19 protein-coding genes and 5 pseudogenes are annotated in these 21,344 nt (G+C 56.0%); 19 read left to right on the top strand and 5 right to left on the bottom strand.

Annotated features, from left to right (window positions below; all coding sequences use genetic code 11):
• Positions 1–9 precede the first annotated feature (9 nt).
• Positions 10–293, top strand: a pseudogene (locus CAI21_RS25620) (FAD assembly factor SdhE).
• On the top strand, positions 226–699 hold the full coding sequence (locus CAI21_RS25615) for a protein YgfX (protein WP_309544640.1): 474 nt from the start codon (positions 226–228) through the stop codon (positions 697–699). Before CAI21_RS25620 ends, CAI21_RS25615 begins: the two are co-directional and overlap by 68 nt.
• A gap of 46 nt (positions 700–745) precedes the next feature.
• Here the strand turns inward: CAI21_RS25615 and nadB are convergent, their stop codons facing one another.
• Positions 746–2,362 carry an L-aspartate oxidase gene (gene nadB / locus CAI21_RS12330; RefSeq protein WP_116302571.1) on the bottom strand — a complete coding sequence of 539 codons (1,617 nt, stop codon included), beginning with the start codon at positions 2,360–2,362 and terminating at the stop codon, positions 746–748.
• Positions 2,363–2,599: 237 nt separating this feature from the next.
• Between nadB and rpoE the strand changes: the two are divergent.
• The 13 genes and pseudogenes from rpoE to acpS all read left to right on the top strand — a co-directional run bounded on the left by rpoE (position 2,600) and on the right by acpS (position 13,687).
• A pseudogene (gene rpoE / locus CAI21_RS12325) lies at positions 2,600–3,174 on the top strand (RNA polymerase sigma factor RpoE).
• A gap of 17 nt (positions 3,175–3,191) precedes the next feature.
• A complete protein-coding gene (locus CAI21_RS12320; RefSeq protein WP_116302570.1) occupies positions 3,192–3,851 on the top strand; it encodes a sigma-E factor negative regulatory protein in 660 nt (219 codons plus the stop codon).
• Positions 3,844–4,827, top strand: coding sequence for a MucB/RseB C-terminal domain-containing protein (locus CAI21_RS12315; protein WP_116302569.1), 984 nt, complete (start codon positions 3,844–3,846; stop codon positions 4,825–4,827). Before CAI21_RS12320 ends, CAI21_RS12315 begins: the two co-directional genes overlap by 8 nt.
• A gap of 3 nt (positions 4,828–4,830) precedes the next feature.
• Positions 4,831–5,271, top strand: a complete 441-nt coding sequence (locus tag CAI21_RS12310; protein ID WP_116302568.1) for a SoxR reducing system RseC family protein — start codon at positions 4,831–4,833, stop codon at positions 5,269–5,271.
• Positions 5,272–5,362: 91 nt separating this feature from the next.
• Positions 5,363–6,821: pseudogene (locus CAI21_RS12305) on the top strand (DegQ family serine endoprotease).
• Between the two features lie 225 nt (positions 6,822–7,046).
• Positions 7,047–8,839: pseudogene (lepA, locus tag CAI21_RS12300) on the top strand (translation elongation factor 4).
• 17 nt (positions 8,840–8,856) lie between these two features.
• On the top strand, positions 8,857–9,651 hold the full coding sequence (gene lepB, locus CAI21_RS12295; RefSeq protein WP_116302567.1) for a signal peptidase I: 795 nt from the start codon (positions 8,857–8,859) through the stop codon (positions 9,649–9,651).
• Positions 9,652–9,733: 82 nt separating this feature from the next.
• Positions 9,734–10,174, top strand: coding sequence for a DUF4845 domain-containing protein (locus CAI21_RS12290; RefSeq protein WP_181919402.1), 441 nt, complete (start codon positions 9,734–9,736; stop codon positions 10,172–10,174).
• Positions 10,171–10,846: pseudogene (gene rnc / locus CAI21_RS12285) on the top strand (ribonuclease III). The gene CAI21_RS12290 and the pseudogene rnc overlap by 4 nt, the downstream one beginning before the upstream one ends.
• Positions 10,843–11,754: a GTPase Era gene (gene era, locus CAI21_RS12280; RefSeq protein WP_116302565.1), complete on the top strand. Its 912-nt coding sequence runs from the start codon at positions 10,843–10,845 to the stop codon at positions 11,752–11,754. The pseudogene rnc and the gene era overlap by 4 nt, the downstream one beginning before the upstream one ends.
• 46 nt (positions 11,755–11,800) lie before the next feature.
• Positions 11,801–12,532, top strand: coding sequence for a DNA repair protein RecO (recO, locus tag CAI21_RS12275; protein WP_116302564.1), 732 nt, complete (start codon positions 11,801–11,803; stop codon positions 12,530–12,532).
• A gap of 28 nt (positions 12,533–12,560) precedes the next feature.
• Entirely contained in the window at positions 12,561–13,304 is a 744-nt protein-coding gene (gene pdxJ, locus CAI21_RS12270; protein ID WP_116302563.1) for a pyridoxine 5'-phosphate synthase, read from the top strand.
• Positions 13,301–13,687, top strand: coding sequence for a holo-ACP synthase (acpS, locus tag CAI21_RS12265; RefSeq protein ID WP_116302562.1), 387 nt, complete (start codon positions 13,301–13,303; stop codon positions 13,685–13,687). Before pdxJ ends, acpS begins: the two co-directional genes overlap by 4 nt.
• Positions 13,688–13,726: 39 nt before the next feature.
• On the opposite strand, the gene CAI21_RS12260 is transcribed toward acpS, so the two are convergent.
• Together CAI21_RS12260 and CAI21_RS12255 are read right to left on the bottom strand one after the other, a co-directional pair.
• Positions 13,727–14,704 carry a response regulator gene (locus CAI21_RS12260; RefSeq protein WP_220348138.1) on the bottom strand — a complete coding sequence of 326 codons (978 nt, stop codon included), beginning with the start codon at positions 14,702–14,704 and terminating at the stop codon, positions 13,727–13,729.
• Positions 14,701–16,227, bottom strand: a complete 1,527-nt coding sequence (locus tag CAI21_RS12255; protein WP_116302560.1) for a histidine kinase dimerization/phospho-acceptor domain-containing protein — start codon at positions 16,225–16,227, stop codon at positions 14,701–14,703. Before CAI21_RS12255 ends, CAI21_RS12260 begins: the two co-directional genes overlap by 4 nt.
• Positions 16,228–16,410: 183 nt before the next feature.
• Between CAI21_RS12255 and cysM the strand changes: the two genes are divergently transcribed.
• From cysM to CAI21_RS12235, 4 genes are read left to right on the top strand one after another with little or no spacing between them, the layout of a single operon-like run.
• Positions 16,411–17,304, top strand: coding sequence for a cysteine synthase CysM (gene cysM, locus CAI21_RS12250; RefSeq protein WP_116302559.1), 894 nt, complete (start codon positions 16,411–16,413; stop codon positions 17,302–17,304).
• A gap of 21 nt (positions 17,305–17,325) precedes the next feature.
• Positions 17,326–18,120, top strand: coding sequence for a 3'-5' exonuclease (locus CAI21_RS12245; protein ID WP_116302558.1), 795 nt, complete (start codon positions 17,326–17,328; stop codon positions 18,118–18,120).
• Positions 18,121–18,126: 6 nt separating this feature from the next.
• Complete coding sequence (rlmD, locus tag CAI21_RS12240) at positions 18,127–19,455, top strand: 23S rRNA (uracil(1939)-C(5))-methyltransferase RlmD (RefSeq protein ID WP_116302557.1); 1,329 nt, start codon at positions 18,127–18,129, stop codon at positions 19,453–19,455.
• Between the two features lie 44 nt (positions 19,456–19,499).
• Positions 19,500–20,102: an NUDIX domain-containing protein gene (locus CAI21_RS12235; protein WP_116302556.1), complete on the top strand. Its 603-nt coding sequence runs from the start codon at positions 19,500–19,502 to the stop codon at positions 20,100–20,102.
• Between the two features lie 65 nt (positions 20,103–20,167).
• Here CAI21_RS12235 and CAI21_RS12230 read toward each other — a convergent pair whose 3' ends face one another.
• Both CAI21_RS12230 and CAI21_RS23200 read right to left on the bottom strand, forming a co-directional pair.
• A complete protein-coding gene (locus tag CAI21_RS12230) occupies positions 20,168–20,947 on the bottom strand; it encodes a hypothetical protein (RefSeq protein WP_116302555.1) in 780 nt (259 codons plus the stop codon).
• Between the two features lie 136 nt (positions 20,948–21,083).
• Positions 21,084–21,344 (bottom strand): DUF7931 domain-containing protein (locus tag CAI21_RS23200; RefSeq protein ID WP_220348123.1); only part of this gene is annotated, 261 nt, incomplete at its 5' end.

Here is a 21,344-nt window from a genome sequence, read left to right as displayed (position 1 = left end):
GAAAGGCGTATGCGCTTTTCAGCCCCGAGCAGTTATAGAGAATGGAAACCGATGAGTGAGCTTTCCCGGTTGAGATGGCGCTGTCGGCGCGGTACGAAAGAGCTCGACATCATGTTCGAGCGTTTTCTTGCAGTCGGCTACGAAGGGCTCTCGACAGAGGAAAATCACTCTTCGAACGATTGCTGGACGAGCAGGACGATCAGTTGCAAGATTGGTTCTTAGGTCGTGGACGGCCTCAAGATCAGGAGCTTGCGCGGCTTGTCGAACGTATCGTCAACACACCTCCAGCTTAAGCCACGGCCTTCCCGTTGCTTAACGATAGCGCTTTGGCTTCTTCACTTATTGGCGCTATTGCCGGTTTTTCTCTTATCGCTCCCGGTTTGGGCGACACTCGTATGGTGTTTAGCGTTACTGCTTCATGGGTTGTCGCAAATCCGGCGCTATAAGCGCCAGCTCGCTCTAACTACAGTCTCTTATGGAGCCGGCGGCTGGCGGTTGGCCTACACCGACGGTACCCACGTGCCCGCCCAGCTTGCCAGTTGGTTTGCCCACCCTCGACTCTGTATTTTGCGCTTCGTCCATCCTCGATGTTCGCTCGCGCTTCCCTACGACGCACTGACGGCCGAGGAGCACCGCCGTTTGAGAGTGTTGCTGCGCTTGCAGGATCCTCGACAACCGGCGGCGGAAGCGGAGCCTTGACGCTCGTTCGCCTGCTCCCTATAAAGAGCCGTTGGCCAAAGCCGGTTTAGCGGCAGAATGTTTTTGGATCGAGTATCGTCGGAACGCCAGCTAAGGCAGGGTCTGCTTCGGGATAGTTCAATGTATAGTGTAAACCGCGGCTTTCCGGGCGAGACTGTGCGCTGCGGATAATCAACTCGGCAACCGTGGCTAAGTTGCGCAGCTCTATCAAGTCGCCATCGATACGGAAATTCCCGTAATACTCCTGTATCTCCGATTGTAGTAACTCGACACGGCGTCTTGCCCGTTGCAAACGTTTATCGGTTCGTACGATGCCGACGTAGTCCCACATAAAACGGCGCAGCTCGTCCCAGTTGTGGCTGACCACGACCTGTTCGTCGGAATCGGTTACTCGGCTCTCGTCCCACTGAGGCAGTTTTGGCGGGAGCGGGGTTTGCACCAGCCTATGCGAAATATCGAGCGCTGCACTGGTACCGAAGACGAGGCACTCGAGGAGGGAGTTGCTGGCAAGACGGTTGGCGCCATGTAATCCCGTATAAGCGACCTCGCCAACCGCATATAAGCAGTCGATGTCGGTTCGGCCGTGACGGTCTGTCACAACTCCTCCGCAGGTGTAGTGTGCTGCCGGTACGACAGGGATCGGTTGCCGCGTCATATCGTAGCCATACTCCAGGCACCGGCTGTAGATAGTGGGGAAGTGCGCTTTAACGAAATCCGCCGGCTTATGACTAATATCCAGATAGACGCAGTCCGCACCTAGGCGCTTCATTTCATGGTCGATCGCGCGAGCGACGATATCTCGGGGTGCGAGTTCGGCTCGTTCATCGAAGCGGGGCATAAAACGCTCTCCGCTCGGCAGCAAAAGGTGCCCGCCTTCGCCGCGAACGGCCTCGCTAACGAGAAAGGACTTCGCCCGTGGATGGTATAGGCAGGTTGGGTGAAACTGATTGAACTCCATGTTGCCGACCCGACAGCCTGCCCGCCAGGCCATAGCGATCCCGTCGCCGGTCGCACTATCGGGGTTGCTGGTATACAAGTAGACTTTGCTGGCTCCCCCGGTCGCTAAGACAACGAAGCGCGCAGGAATCGCATCTACCGTTTCGCTGTTGGGGGAGAAGATGTAAGCACCGACACAGCGATTGTCGGTTTGGCCTAGCTTGCTTGTGGTAATCAGGTCTACCGCTATGTGGTCTTCCAGTAGCGTGATATTCTGCCGCGCTCTAACCAGCTGCTCGAGCGTTGTCTCCAGCGCGTGGCCGGTTGCATCCGCCGCGTGCGCTATGCGGCGATGGCTATGGCCGCCCTCGCGGGTGAGGTGCAAGGTTTCGCTGCCATCGTGCTTTTGCTCGGTGGAGAAGGGCATGTTGCCAGCGAGTAGCCAACGGATACACTCCGGCGCTTGTTCGGCAACAAATCGTGCAATCTCAGGATTGCTAAGCCCGGCGCCGGCAACCAAAGTGTCTTCGACGTGGGCGTCGATCGAGTCGTTCTCATCGAGCACGGCGGAAATTCCGCCTTGGGCATAGAGGCTGGAGCCTTCGATCAACGGCCCTTTGGAAAGCACCGCAATGCGCGTTGTAGATGGCAATTGGAGTGCCAACGTCAAGCCGGCGGCGCCGCTGCCAATGATTAGGACGTCATAAGGTGTAGCAGTAATTGGCATTCGGTTGCGTATCATTGGAAGGATCGGCTAATCTCGGTTGCCGCTGCACCGCGTTTGCAGTTGCGCATAGGGTGCCAAGCGAATTTTTCGAGCGTTCCCGCTTCGCTTGTTGCGAGCCGGGAACGGCGACATATTGGTAATATACTCCGAACCCTCGTTTGTGTGCGAACTAACGATGTCTTTAATTGTCTACCGGGATAGATCTGCCAGTTCCGGCTCATGGCATAGGTTGAACACATGACTTCAGCCAACGCCGATAACGAGCTGGTTAAGCGGGTACAAGCAGGCGACAAGAAGGCTTTCGACGTGCTGGTACAAAAGTACCAGCATAAGTTGGTAAAGCTTATCTTGCGCTATGTGCAGGATCCCGTCGAAGCGCTCGACGTTGCTCAAGAGGCCTTTATCAAGGCTTACCGAGCTCTGCCGAAGTTTCGCGGTGATAGTAGTTTTTATACTTGGCTATATAGGATAGGTATCAATACAGCCAAAATCACCTTGTCGCGCAGGGGAGGCGGCCACCGGATAGCGACATCGATGTTCAAGATGCGGAACAGTACGATGTCGACATCCGACTAAAGGATCAAGATACGCCGGAAGGATTGGCGCAGCGTGACGAAGTTGAGCGAGTCATCTTCGATGCCATTGAATCCTTACCGGAGGATTTGCGCACGGCGATTACGCTACGCGAACTCGAGGGATTGAGTTATGAGGAAATTGCTCAAACGATGGAGTGCCCGGTAGGAACAGTCCGTTCGCGGATTTTCCGGGCGCGTGATGCCATAGACAAGCGACTGCGGCCGCTGGTTGAGTAGACCAACAGGTGACGGTCATGAATGATGCGTTGAAAGAACAAGTCTCTGCCCTGGTTGACGACGAGGTGCGGAAGGAAGAACAGCCGCTACTGCTTCGGCAGTTGGCGCAAAATCCCGAGTTAGCCGCTCAGGTTGGGCGATATAGCCTGATCGGGGAGGCGATGCGACGATCCTTGCCGCCGATAGTGGGTAGCGACCTTGCGCGGCGGGTAGCCGAGGAGCTTGCGAACGAGGAAGCGCATAGTACCCCTGTGTCGCGGTTCGGTCGCCAAGCGTTGTTGAAACCGTTGGCCGGTGTTGCGGTGGCGGCCTCGGTGGCGGCCGTATCCTTAGCCGTCTGGCCTACCTTACAAAGTCCCGGCGGCAACGAGCCCCCTATGGCGGAGATGGCCAGTTCGGCGCCTAGCGGTAGCAGTGCTAGTGCTACGACGGGGGCGGCGATGAGCAGCGGTATTAGCCCCATTTCTCCGGTTGCCAGCCCCATGCGGTCGATGGCCGGCTTCCAACAGACGACGATGTCGCCTACCGAAGAGTACGGCCAGTGGGACCGCCTTGAACCTCAGGTGCAACAGCGCCTTAACGATTATCTTGTCAACCATAGCGAGCATACGGCCACCGGGCGTTTTGGCGGCATGCTTAACTACGTCCGTATAACGGGTCATTCAAACGATGAGTGATAAACGGCGCTTTGCCCTGATGGGCTTGTTGAGCGGGCTGTTGTTCAGCATGGCGGGTGTCGGTTGGGCTGCGCAGGCCGAAGAGGCCCAACACTTGCTCGAACGTATGACGCAAGCGGCGAAGAATCTGAATTACAAAGGAACGTTCGTCTATAACCACCAAGGCAAACTGGAGACCATGCGCCTGATTCATCGTGCGGATGAGGATGGTGTCCAGGAGCGCCTTTATTCCTTGACAGGCACTCCCCGCGAAATCATACGCGATAACGAAAAAGTAACGTGTATCCTGCCTGAGGATCAGGCGGTACGGATCGATTGGCTGCAGAATGGCAACCCCTTCTCCGAGCTTATGCCAGCCGATGTGGCGCCGCTACGCGAGCATTACGAATTCAGCCTGCAAGGGCAGGACCGTATTGCGGACAGGGTGGCTAAGGTTGTCGCCATTTTGCCCCGCGACGAGTATCGCTACGGCTATCGACTGTGGATGGATGTTGATAACGGATTGCTGCTGCGGTCCGACCTTCTCAACGAGTCTGGCGAAACGGTTGAGCAGTTGTTATTCACGGAACTCGTCGTCTTCGACTCTATTCCGGATGATTGGTTAAAGCCAGGGATCGCTGGAGACGATTTCGTGCTATACCAACTCGAACGTAAAGAGAATTCGTCGGATACGGCTAAACCGGGTTGGCAGGCTGCCGGGCTACCGCCAGGGTTTAAACTAAGAGAGCATCGTTTACGGCAGTTGTCCGGGCGGCAGGGGAGTGTCGAGCATTTCTTGTATTCGGACGGCTTAGCAACGGTTTCCGCCTACATTGAAAATGCCGCTCCGGAACAGGCTTTTACCGGCGTGTCGCGAGTAGGTGCGGTGAGCGCATTCGGGCGCTGGGAGGAAGGCGTTCAGTTGACGGTGGTCGGTGAAGTTCCTGCGCGAACGGTCACCCGTATTGGAAACTCTTTGAATCCCGCCGATAACTAAGCGATGTTAGAAGAGCGTGCCGTTGTTGTCGCAACCCTGGGCCGGTTCTGTTGGGTGGAGACACAGCGGCGCTCAACCTGCGATGCCTGTGCCGTTAGCAAGGGCTGCGGTACGGCCGCCTTAGCAAAGCTTGGCGGAAGCCGCCACACTAAAGTCCGGGCCTTAAACGACGCGGCGGCCGAAGTTGGCGATACCGTTGTCGTCGGGCTCAACGAGCAGGCATTGCTGCGGGCCTCTTTGGCAGTCTATATGGCTCCCCTATTGTTTCTGTTAGTGTTCGCTATGGCCGGACAGCATATCGTAGTAGGGTTACCCTATCAGGATCTTGCTGTGGCGGGTAGCGGGCTGGTCGGCTTTGGGCTCGGTTTGGCTTGGGTGCGATACTTCAGTCATCGGGTAAGTGCCGATAGCCGCTATCAAGCGACGGTTTTGCGAAAACTATAAGGGACGTTTTGCTAAAGCTTGCCCTAGCTAAGCTTTTCCGATACGGGCGTATTATCGGCTGGGATGCCGTGATTGAGGGGACACTTGAACTATGAGCGAAAGCTTGTACGGCAGGTCTGGGTTGGCAGCGCTGTTTGTGGCGTTTTGCCTTATTCTTTTCGTTTCGAATCAACCTGCCGAGGCCCGTTTTGGGCTGCCCGATTTTACCGGTTTGGTAGAAGAGAGTAGCCAAGCCGTTGTCAACATCAGCACCACACAGCGAGTCGCCAGCGGCGGCCTGCCGCAAGACTACGATATGCCGGATGGGCACCCGTTCAGACCTTTTCTGGATCGCTTCCTGGGAGAAGAGGGGCATCAGCCATTCGACCAATTCGATGCGGAATCCCTCGGCTCTGGGTTTATCACCTCCTCGGACGGCTATGTGTTGACGAACTATCACGTTGTTCGGGGGCGGACGAAATTATTGTTCGCTTGAGCGATCGACGCGAGTTTATTGCCCAGCCCGTTGGTCATGACGAAAGCAGCGACTTGGCGTTACTGAAGATTGACGCGGAAAACTTACCGGTCGTTCGAACGGGCGACTCGTCCGAACTCAAAGTTGGCGAATGGGTGCTTGCCATCGGTTCGCCATTTGGCTTCGAGCACTCGGCAACGGCAGGCATTGTGAGTGCTAAGGGCCGTAACTTACCCGAAGGCAACTACGTTCCGTTTATTCAGACCGACGTAGCCATTAACCCCGGCAATTCGGGGGGCCGTTATTTAATCTCGACGGCGAGGTGGTTGGTATCAACTCCCATATTTACAGCCGCACAGGCGGTTTCATGGGGGTGTCGTTTGCCATTCCGATCGAACTGGCGCTGGATGTTGCGAACCAGCTAAAGACAACCGGCCGCGTCAGCAGAGGCTGGCTGGGCGTTCTGATTCAAGATGTGACCAGAGACCTGGCTGAGTCGTTTGGCATGAATAAGCCGATAGGGGCCTTAGTGGCTGAGGTCATGGCGGGCAGTCCAGCCGAGCTGGGCGGTGTTCAGGTCGGCGATGTTATCGTCCGTTTCGGCGGCGCCGATATTCCCACGTCCGCGGCCTTGCCACCCATCGTAGGGCGGACATCGATTGGGGAAGACGTCTCAGCGACAGTGGTGCGCGACGGCAAGGAGCTTGAGCTAACGATTCCGGTCGGAGAATTACCGCAGCAGGCGACCCAGCGCCTTCCGGAAAACCGGCGCCGAGCCCCCGCCCCGCAACCCGATGCAAAGAGCGAGCGCCTAGGTCTGGAGGTCGAACCCTTATCGGAGGAGCGAAAAGAGACCTTGGGAGTCGACCTGGGCGTACAGGTGTTGGAAGTATTGCCCGGGGCGGCGGCCGAGTCTGGGATCATGGCGGGCGACGTTATCAGGATGCTCAACCACATACAAATCGATAGCGTCGAGAGCTTTCGTACCGTAGTGGATAATTTACCTTCTGGGCGCTCGGTGCCGATATTAATCCACCGAAATGGCAATGCCCGGTTTTTGCGGTCAAAGTGCCGGAATAAGCAGCGCGGTACGTAGGGTTTTTCGGGTTACTAGAACGGATGCCCAGAAGCCCTGACGGCGTCTACGCAAGGGGGCGCAATCGCTCGATTGCTGACATGCCCACTCCGTTATAGCTGGCGACCGTTATAGAGACAACGCATTTTCTGTACGAAATAGGTAGAATAGGCGCCGGCCATATCAGACTTTGGCCGGCGCCTTTTTATTACTGCAAACCCTTGGGGGCTTATGAGTAGCGAGTCCATGGAGCTGATCCGCAACTTTTCTATCATTGCTCACATCGATCACGGCAAGTCTACCCTGGCCGATCGTTTGATTCAGATCTGTGGTGGCTTGACCGAGCGCGAGATGGCCGAGCAGGTGCTCGACTCCATGGACATTGAGCGGGAACGCGGGATTACTATCAAAGCGCAAAGCGTCTCTCTCGCTTACCAAGCGAAGGACGGTAAGACCTATCAGCTCAATATCATCGACACCCCCGGACACGTCGACTTTTCCTACGAAGTGTCGCGGTCTTTGACCGCCTGCGAGGGCGCTTTGTTGGTCGTCGACGCCTCGCAAGGGGTCGAGGCGCAAAGTGTGGCAAATTGCTACACGGCAGTCGATCAAGGGCTGGAAGTCCTGCCTGTACTGAACAAAATCGATCTACCCTCGGCGGAACCGGAGCGGGTAATCAATCAGATCGAGGAAATCATCGGTCTGGACGGTACCGAGACACAGATGATCAGTGCCAAGACGGGGCAGGGCATCGCTGAGTTGCTGGAATTCATCGTCGAGAAAATTCCTGCGCCTACCGGCGAGGCGGAAGCGCCGTTGAAAGCCCTCATTATCGATTCTTGGTTCGACAACTATCTGGGGGTGGTATCCCTGGTCAGGGTTTTCGAGGGCACCCTGAAGAAAGGCGATAAGATCCGCGTTATGTCCACTGGACGCGAATTCCAGGTAGATCAGCTAGGAATCTTTACCCCGAAGCGGAATCCGCGCAATGAGCTGGGGACGGGCCAAGTTGGCTTTGTGGTTGCCGGTATCAAAGATATCGACGGTGCGCCGGTGGGCGATACGCTGACGCACGCACAGCGCCCTTCCGACGCCCCGGTGCCTGGGTTTAAGCATGTGCAACCGCGCGTGTTCGCCGGCATGTTCCCGATCAATGCGGACGACTACGAAAACCTTCGGGAAGCCTTACAGAAACTACGCCTTAACGATGCCGCCTTGCATTTTGAGCCCGAGACATCGCAAGCCTTAGGCTTTGGTTTCCGGTGCGGTTTTTGGGTATGTTACATATGGAGATCGTGCAGGAGCGCCTGGAGCGCGAATACGATCTGGATTTAATTACTACCGCGCCCACGGTTGTCCATGAAGTGCTGACGAAGAAGGGCGAGGCGCAGCCGATCGATAACCCCTCCAATTTGCCGGAAGCAAACTATATCGACGAAATTAGAGAGCCGATTATCGTCGCCAATATTTTGGTTCCGCAAGAATATGTCGGTAACGTCATCAACCTGTGCGTTGAAAAGCGCGGCGTTCAAAAAGACATGCAGTACGTAGGAAATCAGATCTCGCTGGCGTATGAAATGCCCATGGCGGAGGTCGTGCTAGACTTCTTTGATCGGCTTAAGTCGGCTAGTCGCGGCTTCGCTTCGTTCGATTATGAATTCAAGCGTTTCCAGGCGGCGGACCTCGTTAAGCTGGATATCCTTATCAACAGAGAGCGGGTCGATTCCTTATCGGTTATCGTGCACCGCGATATGGCGCAGGTGCGAGGTCGCGAGCTTACCGAACGTTTGCGAGAATTAATCCCCCGCCAGATGTTCGAAGTAGCCATTCAAGCTGCGATCGGTTCGCATGTGATCGCCCGCTCCACCGTAAAAGCCTTGCGTAAAAACGTAACGGCGAAGTGCTATGGCGGCGATATTTCGCGTAAGCGTAAGCTGCTGGAGAAGCAGAAGGCGGGTAAGAAACGAATGAAGCAGGTCGGCAAAGTGGAAATCCCGCAGGAGGCCTTCCTCGCCGTGCTTCAGGTCGATAACAAGTAATAGAAGAACTAGGCTCAATGACGTTTAATTTCGAGTTGCTGCTAGTCATCCTAACCCTGGTTACCGGTGTTATCTGGGCCTGGGACAAATGGCTTCGACCCGACGAACCCGACTGGGTTACCGAGGCGGAGAAAGCAGAGGGGAAAACGCCGCCGGAACCGTGGTGGCTAGATTTGTCTCGCTCTTTGTTTCCGGTAATTCTGGCCGTCTTAGTTATCCGCTCCTTTGTTGTCGAACCCTTCCGCATTCCCTCGGGCTCGATGGTGCCAACCCTGTTGACCGGAGATTTTATCCTGGTCAACAAATTCTCGTATGGCATACGGTTGCCGGTGATTTATACGAAACTCGTGCCCGTCGGCGAACCGCAACGCGGCGATGTGGCCGTATTCCGTTATCCGGAAAATCCTGCGCAGGATTACATTAAGCGGGTTATCGGGCTGCCGGGCGACCGTATCAGCTATCGTAATAAGCAGCTTTTCGTTAATGGCGAGCCGATACCGCAAGTAAACCTCGGACCTTATGTCGGTCCGGAAGGCGGCCCCGGCGCACTCTTGCATAAAGAAGAAGTAGCAGGGGACAGTTACACTATCTTGATTCATCCGCAACTGGCTTTCTGGCAGGATTACGATTATCGGGTGCCGGAAGGAACTTATTACGTTCTGGGCGATAATAGGGATCAAAGTAGCGATAGCCGTTCTTGGGGCCCGGTTCCGGAAGAAAACTTAGTGGGTCGGGCCTTTATTGTGTGGATGAGTTGGGATCCGGCTCGTAATAGGATTAACTGGTCTCGCATTGGCGACCGGATTAACTAAGGAAGTTCCGGCGATAAGCCGGTGACTTCTCGTGCAGCCTAATAAATCAGTCTATAGAACGAAAATGCACGAGGGCATCGTGATGAAAGGCAAAGATAGGAGTTCGAAGCCATTGGCGGGGGGAAAACTTAGCGGCGCCTTGCCTTCTTCCGCGAGCAGGGTGGTACGGCAGCGGGGCGCGAGCCTGATACAGCTGGTGTTCTATGTTGTTCTCGCTTCGTTTTCCGTGGTTGCTACGGTGCGTTTGGCGCCCATTTACATGGATGCGTGGAAGGTGCGCAGTGTAGTCAATAGCATGGGCAGCGAAACGGCCTTGCGCGGCGCTAGCGCTCGGGAGGTTTCCCAGTCTCTGAACCGACGGCTGAATATTAACGGTATTCGCCACATTGAGCGTGACCACATTGCTATTCAGGTTGGCCCGGGAGGTACGGAAGTGGTGATCGACTACGAAGTACGTGTACCTCTGTTCGGCAATCTAGATGCTATTGCACATTTTCGCTACGACACGGTTATATCCAATTGAACGCTGATCTCGAAAAACTACAGAAAGAGCTCAACTACCGATTCAACCAGTCTGCTCTGCTACTGGAGGCGGTTACCCATCGTAGCGCGCAAGGCGCTAATAACGAGCGGCTGGAGTTTTTAGGGGACAGCATCCTCAATTTCGTCATCGCCTCCGAACTTTACCAACGGCGCCCGACGGATACGGAGGGTATACTGAGCCGCTTGCGGGCGAGCTTGGTGAACCGAGATAGTCTCGCCGAGCTAGCGCGCGAGTTAGATCTGGGCGCCTATTTGCGACTCGGTAGCGGAGAGATGAAAGCGGGGGCATCGTCGAGACTCGATTTTATCCGATGCCCTGGAAGCCGTCTTCGGTGCCGTCTATTTGGATGGCGGCTATGACGCCTGCAGAGCGCTTATCGTATGGTTGTACCGCACCCGTTTAGACACGCTTCCTGAAGTGAAGTCGCTAAAAGACCCGAAAACCCGGTTGCAGGAGTATCTCCAGGCGACACGCCAATCGTTGCCCACCTATAGCGTTCTGGAAATTAGCGGCAAAGCGCATGATCAGAGCTTCCGAGTGAAATGCGAAATTGGGGGCGATGACAAAGTGACCGAAGGTGTAGGCAGCAGCCGGAGGCAAGCGGAGCAACGCGCTGCCGAAGCTATGTTGGAGTTACTTGACGCATCATGAATTTCGAATCGGATATCGCTGAAATTAATTGCGGGTTCGTCGCGCTAGTAGGGCGTCCTAACGTCGGTAAGTCAACGCTATTGAATCGACTTATCGGTCAGAAGATCAGTATCGTTTCGCAACGACCGCAAACGACACGACATCGTATTTTGGGGATTCATCATCGCGACGATGCCCAGATCATTTACGTCGATACACCGGGCTTGCATAGCAAAACGCCGAAGGCAATGAACCGCTATTTGAATCGTGCGGCGGCCACCGTATTGGAAGATGTCGATGTGGTGGCGTTCGTTGTCGAGGGCATTCGGTGGACGCCCGATGACGAATTTGTTCTGGAAAAGCTAAAGCGTTTAGATACTCCGGTCATTCTCGTTATCAACAAAATCGACAAAGTCCGCGACAAGAGTTTGCTTTTGCCGCATATAGCGAGTCTTAGCGAAAAGTACGCTTTTGCGGATGTCATTCCGGTTTCGGCGGCAAAAGGCACCCAGCTCGATGCATTGGAAGAGGCCTTTAAGTCGCTCTTACCGATGTCGCCGCCATTATTTCCGGACGAGCAGGTTACGGATCGCAGCGAGCGCTTTATGGCGGCAGAGTTGGTCCGCGAGCAGTTGATGCGCACGCTGGGGCAGGAAGTTCCATACGCGACAACGGTCGAAATCGAAGCGTTTGAACGCGAAGGCCGCTTGTTGAAAGTCGCTGCCTTGATCTGGGTCGAGAGAAGCGGACAGAAGACTATTGTGATCGGCCGCCAGGGCCAAGTATTAAAGCGAGTGGGCAAAAGTGCCCGCGAAGCTATGGAGGGGCTGTTCGATTGCCGCGTGTACCTGCAACTATGGGTTAAAGTGCGCGAAGGTTGGTCGGACGATGAGCGTGCGTTGCAGTCGCTGGGTTATTTCGAAGAGTAAGTATTTCGTTATCGCTGCCAAGTGAAGAAGATGGAGTGCCAGCACCGTGGAGCAACAGCGTTTTGTTCTCGAACCGGGCTTTGTCCTTCATCAGCACGCTTATGGCGAGAACCACGCCATTATCGAATTGTTCACCCGGGAACTGGGGCGGGTGGGGGTCGTTGCGCGGGGTGTGCGTAGCCCTCGTTCACGTCGGCGCGGATTGTTGCAACCTTTCGGCGAGCTACTGTTATCTTGGCAAAGCCGAGGCGAACTCGGTCAGCTAAGCGGTGTAGAGCCGAAAGGGATGCCGATGTCCTTGTCCGGCAAACGCATTCTCAGCGGGTTTTACCTAAACGAGGTATTGCTGCGTCTCGTGCGCCGCGAAGACCCTCACCCCGAGCTTTATGACGCCTATCGGGAAACCCTGAAGCTGTTAGCGGAAGGGGGCGCGGAAGGCGATACGCTGCGGCTCTTCGAGAAACGTTTGCTGGCTGAGCTCGGCTACGGTTTGTTGCTCGATACCGATATCGAAGGCGAACCGATTGAGCCTGACGTGCTTTACGATTACCGCCTCGAACAAGGCCCTGTACGCGCAGGTATGCGGCCTGCATTGCCGATACACGGCACTAGCCTGTTAGCCTTAGCAGCAGAGCAGCTTGATTCGCCTATTCAACGTCGTGAAGTGAAGCATTTGATGCGCCATGCGCTATCGGCACAGCTTGGCGACAAACCGTTAAAGAGCCGGGAGCTGTATGCGCAGCGTCTCGGCCAGCGGCAGGAAGGTCGTAAACGCTAGTGCCAGCGTAAGGTTTGAGGAGATAAACATGAGCGGTAGTCAGCAAGACATCAAACTGGGCGTTAACATCGATCACGTGGCGACTTTGCGACAGGCGCGAGGAACCCGTTACCCGGATCCCGTTCATGCTGCGTTAACGGCTGAGCAGGCCGGTGCGGACGGTATTACGTTGCACCTACGCGAGGATCGGCGACATATTCAAGACCGGGACGTCGAAGTGCTGCGGGAGTTACTGCATACCCGGATGAACTTAGAAATGGCGGTTACCGAGGAAATGCTTGCCATCGCCGAGCGCATCCGGCCGCAAGACTGCTGCCTTGTCCCTGAGCGGCGCGAGGAGCTGACAACAGAAGGCGGGCTCGATGTTGCGGGGCAGCAGGCGCGGGTAAAAGAGGCCTGTCAGCGCTTGGCAGCGGCCGGTATTCAGGTGTCGTTATTTATCGACCCGGAGCCGGATCAAATTCGGGCTGCGGTGGCCGTCGGAGCGCCGGTGATTGAGTTGCATACGGGGGCGTATGCCGAGGCAAACGCGGCGCGTGTACGGGAGAAAGAGCTAACCAGGATCGCTGGCAGTGCCCGTTTAGCGGCGGAGCTGGGGTTGATCGTCAACGCCGGCCATGGGCTGCATTATCACAATGTGAAGCCCATCGCGGCGCTGGCGGAGATTAACGAACTCAATATCGGGCACGCCCTCATAGCCCGTGCCGTATTTAGCGGCTTAGCACAGGCCGTTTCCGATATGAAGCGCTTGATGTTGGAAGCTCGGCAATGAGTAGAATTGCCGGCATAGGCACTGACGTGGTGGAAATCGGCCGGATCGAGGCGATTCTTGAACGGCAGGGCGAGCGTTTTGCAACGCGCCTACTCGCCGCTGGCGAACTCGCGAAGTGGCGCGAGAAAGGCGGATCAGGCCGCTATTTAGCAAAGCGTTTTGCGACGAAGGAAGCCGCTGCTAAAGCGTTGGGAACGGGTATCGCCGACGGTATACGTTTTAGCGATATCGAAACGGTGCATGACGAGCGAGGGAAACCGCTATTGCGCTTCCATGCTGCGGCAGCCCGCCGTTGTGCCGAACTCGGCATTACCGGGAGCGAGCTGAGCGTCAGCGACGAGCGTCATTATGCGGTCGCTTTCGTCGTGCTGACGGGCGATTAAGGCCTCTTGAAAAAGGCCGGCGACATAGCGAAAGGCATACTAGGCGCTTTGGGTAACCTCGATTGATTGTTCGCGGTTGAGAATTACATCGATTTCTTCAACCACACAACGCACTCCAGCCGGAACCATTACCACATCATCTTCAATCAGAGCGCGCTCAAGGTCTGCGCAAGCGGTACCGAGCGCCGTTTGCCGACAAACATTGGCGGCACCGTGCAACTTATGGACGATGTCCTTAAGCTCCGTGAGCTTATTACTGCGATAGGCTTGTTTGATTAAGCGCTTATGCTCAGGCAATTCGTTTTCCAACATCGCTAACAAGTCGTTGGCTAAATTCGATGTTGCGTCCGATGCTGCCGTAGCGGCAGCGATGGTCGACATATCGCCTACGGCTGTTGTATTCGTCTGGGCACAGATATCGTTCAGGATAGCGGCCACCTGCTCTTCGGAGATCGGTTTGATCAGGCAATCGTCCATCCCTGCGGCCAACAAACGCTCGCGCTCGCCCGGCATCGCGTTAGCCGTTAGTGCGACGATGCGAGGTTTCTTCGCCCGATTATTCTGCGCTTGGATCTTCTGAGTTGCCGTCTCGCCACTCATGGTAGGCATGTGAATATCCATGAATACGAGGTCTAAGGGATGTTCCGCCGCGATGTTAACGGCTTCTTGACCGTCTTCCGCTTCCACGACGTCGGCGCCGTGGATGCCAAGAATCGTCGTTACCAACTTCCGGTTGATGGGATTATCGTCGACCACGAGTACCAACGGTCTTTTCCCAGTCGGCGTGGAGGAGCGGTCTGCTTTAGCCCCAATAATGTCGTTTGGCCTTGCCGTCGTCGACACGAGCGACGGCTGCGGGAGCTCGCCGTTACATAAACGACATAGCTCGCGATAGAGCGTCTGTCGTCGTAAGGCCTTGGGTAACGCCGCTTTGGCGCCCTGTTGAAGAAGGCTTCTTAATTCATTGCGATCGACCGTGCTGGCAAGAACCAATATAGGCAATTCGATGTTCTTCATGCGTGGCATGAGGCCGTGGAAGGTTCGTGCGTTAAGTTCGCCGCGGTTATGGCGCCACCCATCTGCTCCACAAGTTTGCGGGAGATGATCAGTCCTAAGCCTGCCCCGCCAAAGCGGCGGGTAATGGAGGTATCGGCTTGTCCGAAGGCTGTAAAGAGCCGGCTTTGGTCTTCTTCGCTAAGGCCAATCCCGGTATCTTCGACCGTGATGCGTAGCAGAGCGTCCTGTTCGCTTTCGTCTTCTAACATCACACGGACGATAACCCGCCCGCTGGGGGTGAATTTAATGGCATTGTGCGCCAGGTTGGTCAGGACTTGGCGAATGCGGATCGGATCGCCAAACAGCTTTAACGGGACATCGGCATAGATCAAATGCAGCAGCTCCAAGGCCTTTCCGTAGGCCGTGGGAGCCAGAAGGGAGAGCACTTCTTCTACGCTGTCCCGCAAGTCGAAGGCGACGCTGTCGATGGCCAGTTTGCCGGCCTCGATTTTCGAAAAGTCCAGTATGTCGTTAACGATCGTTAAGAGGTTGGCGCAGGAGTCTTTTACCGTATTGATGTAGTCGCGTTGTTCTTCATCCAACGGGCTATGAGCCAACAGGTCGGCGAAGCCGAGAATACCGTTAATGGGCGTGCGGATCTCGTGGCTCATGTTGGCCAGAAACTCGGATTTGACCTTACTCGCTTCTAGGGCGCGTTTGCGCGCCAGATCTAGCTCCACGTTCTGAATTTCCACCGCCTCTAGCGTCTCTCGCAACTCCGAGGTGGTTTGCTCTACCTTTTGCTCCAATTCCAATTGCGCACGATTGAGCGCATCGGCCATGGCATTTAGTTCATCCGCAACCGAGGGGAGTGCGCCTCGTCCGTGAACGTCGGTCCGAGCCTCCAGGTTGCCTCGTTTTAAACGTTGGATAGTGTCGTGAATGCTGATCAGCGCTTGCCGTTGACGATGCGCCCGCACCAAGGCAATCGCAGCGAGCAGCACGGCAGCGAATAGCGCAAAGCTAAAAGCCGAGCCCAGGGGCGGAACGCTATAACGGGCAAACTCGTCGGTCGACAGTTCGATCTCGACCCAGCCAAGCGTGCTTTCATCGATATTGGGCGGAATATTGGAGAGTGCCGTAAGAGGTGGGTAGACCGGTGCGCTAAACGTATTCTCGTTCTCGGTCGCCAACATCAACTTGAGCACGTATGCCGATAAGTTACCTTCCGGCGTCAACGCCTGGATCTTGCGTCGAATGTCTACGACCGGCGTTCCATCCCGTTCGTGGATACGCACAGCCTGCACGTTACGACTGCCCAGGGCACCATAGGTGACCTGCTCCAATAGCTGCGGCTCTTCGTTGCTAAGCGTTGCTCGCGCGATATATGCAAGCAATAAAGCCGTCTGCTCGCCTTCCCGGACAAAAGCGTCGCGTTGGGCGCTAACCCATGCCCCCGTGACTAATATAGCGACGGCAACGATCAAGAGAATCGAAGTGAACAAATAGCGCATTGCCGATGCTTCTATCTTTGGTCTGGACATTAGGTCTCAGTCGTTACCGTGCGTTATGGGGTTTATGACGCCGAGCATATAAGTCACCGTGCGAGCTATTCGCAATGCCCTACAATCTCAGTAGGGGATGATACCCGACGATAGCATTTTGCGCAGGCAGCGGAGAACAGTTTGTCATGGCATTGTCCGTAAAAAGCACAGTAAAATGAGCGTATGCAGTACCCAACCCTAGAAGATTTTGTTGGCAATACCCCGTTAGTCCGGTTGCAGCGTATGCTCGACCCGGCGTCCTCTAACCGTATTTTGCTGAAGCTGGAGGGGAACAACCCGGCCGGCTCGGTAAAAGATCGGCCGGCGCTTAGCATGATCCGGCGGGCCGAAGAGCGCGGCGATATTGCGCCGGGGGACACGTTAATTGAGGCGACCAGTGGCAACACGGGCATTGCTTTGGCAATGGCGGCGGCTATTCGTGGCTACCGGATGATCCTTATCATGCCGGACAATATGAGTTCCGAGCGGCGCGCTTCAATGCGAGCCTACGGCGCCGAGCTCGTGTTGGTTCCGCAATCCGAAGGCATGGAGGGCGCGCGCGATTTGGCGGAGCGCATGCAAGCGGAAGGGCAAGGCAAACTGCTGAATCAGTTCGCCAACCCGGATAATCCCATCGCTCATGTACAGGGAACCGGCCCTGAGATTTGGCGCGATACCGGCGGGGAGATCACGCACTTTGTCAGTTCCATGGGGACGACCGGCACCATTATGGGGGTGTCGAAGTATCTCAAGGAGCAAAACCCCGCGATTCAAATCGTTGGTGTTCAGCCCGAAGAGGGGTCTAGTATCCCGGGCATTCGGCGCTGGCCGGAAGCTTATCTGCCCAAGATTTATCAACCGGAAAGGGTTGATCGCATCATCGATGTCAGCCAAGCGGATGCAGAAGAGACGACCCGACAATTAGCCGCTCGCGAGGGGATCATGGCGGGCATCTCCTCAGGAGGGGCGTTGGCGGCTGCCTTAAGGCTTGCCTCAGAAGTCGACAATGCAACTATTGTCAGCATCGTTTGCGACCGGGGCGACCGGTACCTGTCCACCGGCGTGTTTCCGGACTAATAGCCAGCGGTTGCTACGGTTATGAATGTTTTTGTGTTCGACATTGAAACGGTGCCGGATGTAGAAGGTGGGCGTCGCTTATACGGTCTCGACGGCTTAGACGATACGGCCGTCGCCGACGCTATGTTCGCCCGCCGGCGGCAGGAAAGCGGCGGCTCGGATTTTCTCCGTCACCACCTACACAGAATCTCCGTCATTTCCATCGCTGCCCGGTTGGGCGAGCGTTTCAAAGTATGGTCGCTAGGCGATGCCGGCAGCACCGAGAAGGAGGTTATCGAACGCTTCTTCGATGGGATCGACCGCTATACGCCGACTCTCGTTTCCTGGAACGGCAGCGGTTTTGATTTGCCGGTATTGCATTACCGGGCGCTTCGGCATGGTGTCGCAGCTCCCCGTTATTGGGAAAACGGCGCCAACGATCAAAGCTTCCGGTGGAACAATTATCTTAGCCGCTTTCACGAACGGCATACCGATTTGATGGATGTGTTGGCCGGGTATCAGCCGCGGGCCAGCGTACGCCTGGACGAAATGGCCACACTCTGCGGTTTTCCGGGAAAGCTGGGGATGAGCGGCGATAAAGTGTGGGAGTGCATTCGCCAAGGTCAGTTCGGTATCGTTCGGGATTACTGCGAGACGGACGTGCTCAACACCTATCTGCTTTACTTGCGCTTCCAGCTGATGCGCGGTCAGCTCGACGATAACGGTTATCGTCGAGAATCCCGACTTGTGCGCGATACCCTGGAAGCCGAGGAGAAGCCCCACTTTGCCGAATTTCTTGCCGCTTGGGACCCCGAGCCGGCATCCGTAATAGGATGATCTTCCATGGGTAAACGTAGACGAAACCGGCTTCCCAAAGAGCCGGTTACCGCCGATATCGTGGCGTTGAGCCATGAAGGGCGGGGAATCGCACATGTCGATGATCGCACCGTGTTCGTGCACGGCGCGCTGCCGGGCGAGCGCGTTGTTTTCGAGTATACGAAGCGTCGCCGCAGCGTAGGCGAAGGTAAAGTGATAGAGGTTCTCGAAAGCTCGCCGCGCCGTATCGCCCCCAAATGTCCGCATTTCGGCGTGTGCGGCGGTTGTAGCCTTCAGCAGTTATCGCCGGAAGAGCAGATAGCATTTAAGCAGGATGTGTTGCTGGAGCTGTTTGAACGCGTAGGGAAAGTGGCTCCGGATGAGGTGCTGCCCCCGTTGACGGGGCCGGTTTGGGGTTATCGTCGAAAAGCACGGTTAGCGGTGCGCGTCGTCCCGAAGAAGGGCGGCGTGTTGGTCGGCTTTCGGGAGAAGCACAGCCCACTGGTTGCCGATATCGGCGAATGCCATGTGTTGGATGAGCGGGTGGGCATGCAGCTGCCTGAGCTGCGGACGTTGATCGAAGGGTTGTCTATTCGCGACCAGGTGGCTCAGATTGAGGTGGCCATCGGAGATCGTCGCGTTGGTTTGGTTTTTCGTAACTTAGCACCGTTCTCTGCAGAGGATTATCAACGTCTGAAGGCATTTGCCGAGCAGTATGATTTCGCGCTTTACGAACAACCAGGTAATGAAGAGACCGTAACGCCGGTTTGGCCGGAGCATCCAGAGCTTACCTTTGAGCTGCCGAGCGGTCCGACAGAGCTGGCCTTCCGACCGACGGACTTTACTCAGGTCAATGCTCCCATCAACCGCCTGATGGTGGAGCGGGCGATCGAGTTGTTACAGCCTGACCAGGGCGATCGCATTCTCGATCTGTTCTGTGGCCTTGGCAACTTCACGCTGCCCTTGGCACGTTATGCAGGAGCCGTCGTGGGTGTCGAAGGCGAGGCCGGGTTGGTTGCGAGAGCCCGAGAGAATGCCATTCGCAATAACATCGATAATGCGGAGTTTTATGTCGCGGACTTAACGCAGGATGTTAGCGCTTTGCCGTGGATGCAAAAACCGTTTAACAAAGTGCTCATCGATCCGCCGCGCTCCGGCGCGGCAGAGATGATGCCGAAGGTGGCTGCCTTGCAGCCCGATCGGGTGCTTTATATCGCCTGCGGTCCGGCGACGTTGGCGCGAGACGCCGGCATTCTGGTTCATGAGTATGGGTATCGTTTACGGGCGGCCGGGGTTATGGATATGTTTCCGCATACGGCCCACGTCGAAAGCATCGCGTTATTCGAACGAGCTTAAGGAAACGCGAAGGAATCAATCAGTCTTTCCTTGAGGAAGAACCAATGAATAAACGATTCGAGCTATTGGATCGGTCTCTTGCCTACGATGGCTTTTTCCGGATCGAAAAGTACCGCTTACGGCACGGGCTGTTCGATGGCGGGTATGGGCCGGAGCTTACCCGAGAGCTATTCGACCGCGGCCACTCGGTCGGCGTGCTGCCCTACGATGCGGTTCGCGACGAAGTGGTTTTGGTCGAACAGTTTCGGGTCGGTGCGTTAGAAGATCCGCGCGGGCCGTGGTTAATGGAAACTGTTGCCGGGATGGTCGAGGAGGGGCAAACGGCGGAACAGGTCGCTCGTCGCGAGTCGTTGGAAGAAGCCGATTGTCGCCTGGGGGAGTTGATCCCCATTTGCGACTATTACGTCAGCCCCGGCGGCAGCTCGGAAAAGGTCGCCGTCTTTTGCGCACAGGCGAATACAAAAGGTTTAGGCGGCGTGCATGGCTTGGCGGACGAAGGCGAAGATATACAAGTCCATGTGGTCTCTTTCGACGCGGCTATGAACATGATAGAGACCGGCGTGATCAACTCCGCCATGCCAATCATCGCTCTGCAGTGGCTAGCGCTTAACCGTGAGCGGGTTCAGGATTTATGGGGCGACGACTGAACGTTACGTTATCGCCGGCCAGCACGCTAATCGGCATGCTGGCCGGCGATAACCGAATCCAGTCGTTATAGACGCTCTACCCTTAACCAGATTTGATTGTCTTCCAAACCGCGCCGACGGCTTCGATATACCATGCTATCGTCGCTTTGACGTTCCTGCTGCATCGTCTCGCCTACCAAAATCCACTCGCCCACCCGGCCGCTCACCTGGCTGACCAACTGTTGTCTTTGGTGCGGACGCTGAAATTGGCGATCCGGAAACTCGCCGGTATCGACCATTAAATCGATCGTGACATTTTCGCCCTGTAGCCGTGCCCGTGCGTAAAAGCCGTTGGCGGCATGGATGTAGGTCTGCCGCTGCGAGTACTGAATGCCGTCCTGGTCTTGCCCGATATCAAACTCCGTTACCGGTAAGGCGATGGAGCGTGCGATGTGCAAAGGACGACCGGCAACGCCCCGAACGGTTTGGGTACCGCTACCGTCGTCGGCACGACGGGTGCCATAGACACGAACGCTGCGCTCGCTGCTTTGAACCCCACCGCCAGCGTTTTGTTGCGTCATCGAACGGTCGCTCCGAACACTGACCCGGATGGCCTGAGGTGCTCGATCCAGCTGGCTAATAATGGTGCGCAGGCCGTCGATGTCGTGTTGGGAACCGCGTAGGATCAAGGTGCTGCCTTGCCCGCTCAGCGTCACGCCGCCTGCCGCATGGGGTTGCAACAGCGGGATGATTTCTTCGGCATCCTGGTAGGTTAGCTCGATGAGCTCGAGCTCATTCGAGGCTATCGCCGGCGCCGATAGCAGCAATGCGATGAACGCGAGGTAACGATATGGCTGGGGCAACATGTTGACCTCCGAAGCGAGGAGAAATACAGAGAAACACCGTTCGTCGACGAGGGCGACACGGCCCGTTCGGTCGGGGATGCCTGAGCGTCAAGCGGCCCTTCTCTAAGCAATTCCAAATTTCTCTGAGTAGCCAAAGTTATAGATGCAAACGGCGGAAATTAGGATCATGCGTTCCATATTCCCACATTTCATCAAATAGGCCTAATAGACGACGGGCAGCTAGCGGGTCGTGAAAACAAACCCTGCCGTCAAAGCGATCCCCGGTCGGGCGGTGCAGATAGGCAAGGCGGTCGGCAACGAAAAAGCTCTCGTTAAACTCCCGGTACTCATTGCCCATAACCCGCACCTCAAGATAACTGGATAAGCGGCGGATAAGATCCACAAGGCGGTGACGGTT

The organism is Alkalilimnicola ehrlichii (assembly GCF_003399765.1).
Classification (GTDB): domain Bacteria; phylum Pseudomonadota; class Gammaproteobacteria; order Nitrococcales; family AK92; genus AK92.
This window is presented reverse-complemented; position numbering and strand designations above follow the sequence as displayed.

Bases quoted from the DNA above. Each gene is read 5' to 3' on its own strand.
- nadB (WP_116302571.1), bottom strand. From the start codon at position 2,362: ATGCCAATTACTGCTACACCTTATGACGTCCTAATCATTGGCAGCGGC.
- CAI21_RS12320 (WP_116302570.1), top strand. From the start codon at position 3,192: ATGAATGATGCGTTGAAAGAACAAGTCTCTGCCCTGGTTGACGACGAG.
- CAI21_RS12315 (WP_116302569.1), top strand. From the start codon at position 3,844: ATGAGTGATAAACGGCGCTTTGCCCTGATGGGCTTGTTGAGCGGGCTG.
- CAI21_RS12310 (WP_116302568.1), top strand. From the start codon at position 4,831: ATGTTAGAAGAGCGTGCCGTTGTTGTCGCAACCCTGGGCCGGTTCTGT.
- lepB (WP_116302567.1), top strand. From the start codon at position 8,857: ATGACGTTTAATTTCGAGTTGCTGCTAGTCATCCTAACCCTGGTTACC.
- CAI21_RS12290 (WP_181919402.1), top strand. From the start codon at position 9,734: ATGAAAGGCAAAGATAGGAGTTCGAAGCCATTGGCGGGGGGAAAACTT.
- era (WP_116302565.1), top strand. From the start codon at position 10,843: ATGAATTTCGAATCGGATATCGCTGAAATTAATTGCGGGTTCGTCGCG.
- pdxJ (WP_116302563.1), top strand. From the start codon at position 12,561: ATGAGCGGTAGTCAGCAAGACATCAAACTGGGCGTTAACATCGATCAC.
- acpS (WP_116302562.1), top strand. From the start codon at position 13,301: ATGAGTAGAATTGCCGGCATAGGCACTGACGTGGTGGAAATCGGCCGG.
- CAI21_RS12260 (WP_220348138.1), bottom strand. From the start codon at position 14,704: ATGAAGAACATCGAATTGCCTATATTGGTTCTTGCCAGCACGGTCGAT.
- CAI21_RS12255 (WP_116302560.1), bottom strand. From the start codon at position 16,227: ATGTCCAGACCAAAGATAGAAGCATCGGCAATGCGCTATTTGTTCACT.
- cysM (WP_116302559.1), top strand. From the start codon at position 16,411: ATGCAGTACCCAACCCTAGAAGATTTTGTTGGCAATACCCCGTTAGTC.
- CAI21_RS12245 (WP_116302558.1), top strand. From the start codon at position 17,326: ATGAATGTTTTTGTGTTCGACATTGAAACGGTGCCGGATGTAGAAGGT.
- rlmD (WP_116302557.1), top strand. From the start codon at position 18,127: ATGGGTAAACGTAGACGAAACCGGCTTCCCAAAGAGCCGGTTACCGCC.
- CAI21_RS12235 (WP_116302556.1), top strand. From the start codon at position 19,500: ATGAATAAACGATTCGAGCTATTGGATCGGTCTCTTGCCTACGATGGC.
- CAI21_RS12230 (WP_116302555.1), bottom strand. From the start codon at position 20,947: ATGTTGCCCCAGCCATATCGTTACCTCGCGTTCATCGCATTGCTGCTA.